Annotated in this window: 3 protein-coding genes and 1 pseudogene; 2 read left to right on the top strand and 2 right to left on the bottom strand. The window is 36.0% G+C overall.

From position 1 onward, the window contains the following. Window positions 1-38: 38 nt before the first annotated feature. Both ACODS7_RS30845 and ACODS7_RS30840 read right to left on the bottom strand, forming a co-directional pair. Complete coding sequence (locus tag ACODS7_RS30845; RefSeq protein ID WP_488828404.1) at window positions 39-1,295, bottom strand: APC family permease; 1,257 nt, start codon at window positions 1,293-1,295, stop codon at window positions 39-41. 26 nt (window positions 1,296-1,321) lie between these two features. Beyond that, on the bottom strand, window positions 1,322-2,626 hold the full coding sequence (locus tag ACODS7_RS30840) for a lysine N(6)-hydroxylase/L-ornithine N(5)-oxygenase family protein (protein WP_256426389.1): 1,305 nt from the start codon (window positions 2,624-2,626) through the stop codon (window positions 1,322-1,324). Between the two features lie 538 nt (window positions 2,627-3,164). Between ACODS7_RS30840 and ACODS7_RS30835 the strand changes: the two genes are divergently transcribed. Then, window positions 3,165-3,743: a hypothetical protein gene (locus ACODS7_RS30835; protein WP_488828402.1), complete on the top strand. Its 579-nt coding sequence runs from the start codon at window positions 3,165-3,167 to the stop codon at window positions 3,741-3,743. Window positions 3,744-4,109: 366 nt separating this feature from the next. Next, window positions 4,110-5,285, top strand: a pseudogene (locus tag ACODS7_RS30830) (IS3 family transposase). Window positions 5,286-5,466 lie beyond the last annotated feature (181 nt).

Genomic DNA, 5,466 nt, shown 5'->3' with positions numbered 1-5,466 from the left:
GAATGGAAAACATGTATTTGGCATGCCTTTTTTCCTAATTAAGCTGAGTAGTTACGTTTTAATTTTAAATAAGCGAAAACAAAACAAGTAATGAGAAGTGGATATAAAATAGACCATCCGGTAAATGGAAATAGCACACTTGTAATAATGAGAGATAGATAACTAAAACGAATCCCCCATTTATTTCCTTTTAATAAGCGGACACCAGCTGCACATCCACAAATATACGTCAAGATAAACGATGCGTTTGGTATTTGTAACAAAGTAGATAATCTTACAAAGTCCATCGAATACAGTATAAGAACAATGGTAAAACCACCTGCTAAGAATACAAGGGAACCAATGGGCGTACCTGTTTTTTTACTCGTGATTGCAAAGTGTTTAGGAGCTTGCTCCTTTATTGCTAAAGAATAGGCAACCCTGGAAGTAGCGCCAATATAAGAGATTTGGGATGCAGTGCATGTCAAAAATCCAATCATTCCTGTTACAAACGCTCCTTTTTCTCCAAATACTTTTTCCACAATATGGACAAAAGGCGCACTAGATTGTCCATCACCATAGCTATGTGTTCCGATTACAGCGACTGCGGTCAGTACATATAAGATACCAATGACTATGGCTGCGATTGTAATGCCTTTAATCGCTTCTCTTTGTGGATTTACAAATTCTTCAGACAAATGAGAAATTGCTTCCCAGCCAATAAAACACCAAAATAGGAGGGTGGCCGCTTGTACCACGCTGAACCATCCATCTGGAATAAAAGGAGTAAAGTGTTTGGATTCTATATTAGGGACTGCTCCAGCAATCCCTAATACTAAGACGGTAATAATGGCTATCATCATTACAATTTGTAAGCTACCGGCTACTTTCATTCCAAGTAGATTGGTCAACAGACAAATAATGAGAATCCCTACAGCAACGCCTATTTTATAGGAGTCCTCCCATCCTAAGGCGGCGCAGAAATAACCACCACCTGTTAAAGCGACAACGGGCGCACCAACTTGTACAGACATAAAAAAAAACCAGCCAACAAGTGCGCCCCATTTTTCTCCAAATGCTTCTGTAACAAAGTGAGAAACTCCTCCTGCATTGGGAAAACGGGCAGATAAAATCCCCATTGATAATGCCATCGGTAACACCAATACCATCATTCCACCCCAAGCAAGTAAAGAAGCAGGTCCTGCCATCTCTGCTGCCATTCCAGGGATTAACAAGATACCGGAGCCTAAAACAGCACCAATATATAAAGCAACTGCTTGTGGTAAACCGATCGTTGCTTGTAAACGATTTTTCATGAATTGTTCTCCTTTATTTCTCTATTTTAACGTGTATGTGATGTAGGAACAGAACGAGCTGTGGATACAAGAATCGATTGTAAAATGTCAAATGATCTTTGTGGTAAATTGGATAAATTCGGATCACTAAATCCGTGTGTGTCTTCGCACATCCCTTGTAAGTATATATTTGCTTGTAATGTATCGTTCGTTTTAATCTGATAATCTCGTTCTACTTGGTAGTTCCCTGCCGTATCTACTACAAAATAATCTTTGATATGTCGGAATAAAGCGGGATATTTTGGTTTCCGGTAACCTGTAGCTAATATAATGGCATCTGTTTCTAATACAACTTGTGTATCTTCCAGCATATGTTGGAAGCTTGCTTGCAGGAAACCTTCGGTATGATGTGTGACCTGTTGTAACGTCATATTCCCTAGAATGCGAAGTCTTTCACTCCCATTTACCTTTTCTGCATACATCATATGATAGATATGATGGATTAAGTCGGCATCCACTACTGCATAGTTTGTATGTTGATAACTATTTTGTAGTTGTTCTTTTTTATGTAGAGGAAGTTCGTAAAAGAAATCAATGGCTTCTGGATAATAGAGTTGGTTTGTAAATGCACTATCATCAATCGGTTGAAAATTATATTTTCGCATCGTAGACGTCACAGTTGCATTGGGATATTCTGTTCCTAAATAGGAAAAGATTTCTGCTGCACTTTGCCCCGAACCAACTATAAGAAAACGGTATGTATGATGTGTATGGGGATAATATGTTTTGATTGTATGCATAAATTCATGGGAATGAAACACACTTCCCTCTTCTACCTGTATACCAGGTGGAACAGCTGGAATACCGCCAGTTGCCACAACAAGATTATTTGTCAAGTATTCCTGTATTTCTCCTGTTCTATTGTTTCTTGTTTTAATTTTAAAAATATTGATACCATCATAAGGTACGGCCTCGATATTCGTAACTTCATAGTTATATCGGATGTATGTCTCTAGCTGACCCGCAATCCAGGAATAGTAATCTGCAAATTCCCTTCGACTGGGATAAAACTCACGTAGATTAATAAATTCATGTAGGCGCTGTTTTTGTTTTAAGTAATTTAAAAATGTAAACGGACTGGTTGGATTACGCGTTGTAACTAAGTCTTTTAAAAAAGAAACTTGTAAATCGGATCCTGGAATCATCATATTGGGATGCCAATCGAAATGTTCTTTTTTCTCCAAAAACAATGCCTCCATATCTTCTTGATGCTCATGAATGGCAATTGCTAACGCAAGATTGGATGGACCCATTCCAATTCCAATCACATCATATACCTTTTGCATATACATACATCGACCTCCACATTTATTTTTTATGTTGTAAGATACTCTCGAATGAACGTCTCTACGTAAAAACATGTTGTGATCTATTTTCATCGAAATTGCCCACCTCCAAAAAATATAGCTTACGGCAAAATAAGTCAATTTATTTATTTGTATATCAACTTGAGAAAATTCTAGATTTACCTTGTCTCATTTCAATTTTTAAATAAAAAGAGAACGGCAGCACAACTGAATGATAGAAACACAAAGGATTTACACATATCCATACAGATAGAGTATACAAACACGAACTGCAACTGATATAGATTTACATTCGATCATATAAATATATAAAACTTCATATGAATTGTCTAAATTTGACGAATTATTTTACGAGCTTTTAAAAATTTCTAGGAGTAGAATATGTTGCTATAAACCATTCATATATTTTAGGAGGATGATGATTTTGAAACAATCTATATTAAAAACTGTTTTATGTTCTACGTTAGTATGTTCTAGTCTGGTCCCAGGTCTGTCTTATGCCGCAGAGAAATCGGATCCCGGGATGACCCTACCTAATCTTTCAAAAGCTGAACAGGCACAGGTATCCAAAGAGGCTCAAGAACTATTGAAAAAAATGAGTCCTTACCTGGCAAAAAAAGATGGAAAAATCGTATTGACTTCCCATGATTATCAGAAAATGAATATTACTGCTGAAGAATTACAAGCGTTTGAAAAAGGGATAGCATTCGCAACGAATACAAATATGAAGGTTACAAAGTCAGGTGTTACCAAGGGAATGTCTAATTTCTCAGTCGATAAAGATGATGAAAAAGTTGTCGTTACATTTTCAGCTAAAGACATTAAAATTTATTTGGCAGTGGGCATGGTTGCAGCTACTGTAGCAGGTATCTTAGCACTTGTACTTGGCGGTGCTCCTGCACTGACAATTGGAGCACTTGTCATTACACAAAGTGCGTTAGCAGGTATTATCAGTGCTGTTATTGGTACAGCGATTGAAATTAAGCAGTTATTCTGGGATGGACAAGATATTTCCATTGTAGTTCCACGAGATACGATTGCAAACTTTCATGGCTATTTCTATATTTGGCATCAAAATCAATATTATACATATATGATTTGACCCTAGTAGTACTTGTCTTAAAGGAAGTTTGGGGGAACGATTGATTGATACATCTTCATCATTTAGGTAGAAAACAGAATGTGATGGTTTTCTACCTAACATAAAAAATCCTTCCTGGACAGCTGATTACATGCATTGAAATATCGCTTTCTGAGAAAGAAACATGGAGAAAATATGTAAAGGTAGCATTCTTTATCCATATGATAAATAGATGACATAGTTCTTATTTTGAAACTCCTATCCTTTACGGTGGATGCGGAGTTTCAACTATGCATACACCCTATAGTATGATGCTAGTCTAAATGATAGACACCTCGAACAGAGAGTTTATACTAAAAACAAATAAACTAGTTCGAGAGGTGTCTTATGAAGAAAAAACTATATGATGTAGATTATAAAAAAACAAGCTGTTCAACTTTGTCAGGAAGAAGGACAAACAATTGCTCAAACTGCAAGAAATTTAAGGATTTCATATAAAACACTACACCGTTGGTGTAATGAATATAAACAAAGTAAAGGTACCGGATTTGTAGGATCTGGAAACATCAAACCAGAAAATCAAGATCTCCTCACTTTAAAGAGGCGTAATCGTGAGCTCGAGGAAGAATTAGCTATCTTAAAAAAGGCACTGGGCATCTTCAGCAAGGACCAGAAGTAATCTACACATTCATTATGGATCACCGAGATGAATTTCATGTAGTGAAGATCTGTCAAATTTTCGGTGTATCACGTAGTAGTTATTATGCATGGTTGGAGCGCCCTAACAGCTCACAGAAAAACAGAAAAGAGCAGCTAATCAAAAAAATCCGAAATGAATATTTACAATCGAATCAAATTTATGGAAGCCCTAAAATTACAAAGGAATTGCAAAAACAAGGTATCCGTGTTTCACAAAAAACTGTAGCACGTTTGATGCAACAAGAAGGCCTTCGGTCTAGTACAATGCGAAAATATAAAGCAACAACAAATAGTAAGCATCCATACAATGTGTATGCAAACTTGTTAAATCAAAATTTTATAACCAATAAACCGAATCAAGTATGGATGCCAGACATCATGTATATTCACACGGAGGAAGGTTGGTTGTATTTAGCAAGTATTATGGATTTGTACACACGAAAAATTGTCGGTTGGCACATTGCTACTCGTATGACAAAAAAATTAGTAATCCAAGCATTACAACGCGCTTTAGCCCAAGAAACGATTGCCGAAGGCATCATTCACCATAGCGATAGAGGGAGTCAATATGCTTCTCATGAGTATCAAAAAATCTTAAAAAAAGAAAAATTCCAAGTAAGTATGAGTCGTAAAGGAAATTGTTATGATAACGCAGTGATTGAATCTTTTCATAGTGTATTAAAAAAAGAATGGGTGTATCCGAAAAAATATAGAACGCGAGAAGAGGCGAAATCCAGTATTTTTAAATATATTGAAGTATTTTACAATCGAAAACGCAGTCATTCTGCACTAAAGTATGTATCACCTATTCAATTTGAAAAAAGTTTTATGAAAAGCAAAAATCTACAGCTGCTTAATGAATGAAATGTCTCTGTTTAGTGTGTCTACATTCTTGACATAACACCACGTCCTAAATGGTCTATTTTTCGTACAATACTTGTTGGTTCAATCCTTCTCTTTTCCTACTTTTCAAATAAACTATTCTTATTCATCTGAATTTTAAGTATAATTAACGAAATGATATTTCGATTCGAAACCGGGGTGA

It is taken from the genome of Bacillus sp. FG16 (genome assembly GCF_057809515.1).
This window is presented reverse-complemented; position numbering and strand designations above follow the sequence as displayed.

Excerpts from the sequence above, each read along its gene's own strand:
- ACODS7_RS30845 (WP_488828404.1), bottom strand. The coding sequence starts at position 1,295 with ATGAAAAATCGTTTACAAGCAACGATCGGTTTACCACAAGCAGTTGCT.
- ACODS7_RS30840 (WP_256426389.1), bottom strand. The coding sequence starts at position 2,626 with ATGTATATGCAAAAGGTATATGATGTGATTGGAATTGGAATGGGTCCA.
- ACODS7_RS30835 (WP_488828402.1), top strand. The coding sequence starts at position 3,165 with ATGACCCTACCTAATCTTTCAAAAGCTGAACAGGCACAGGTATCCAAA.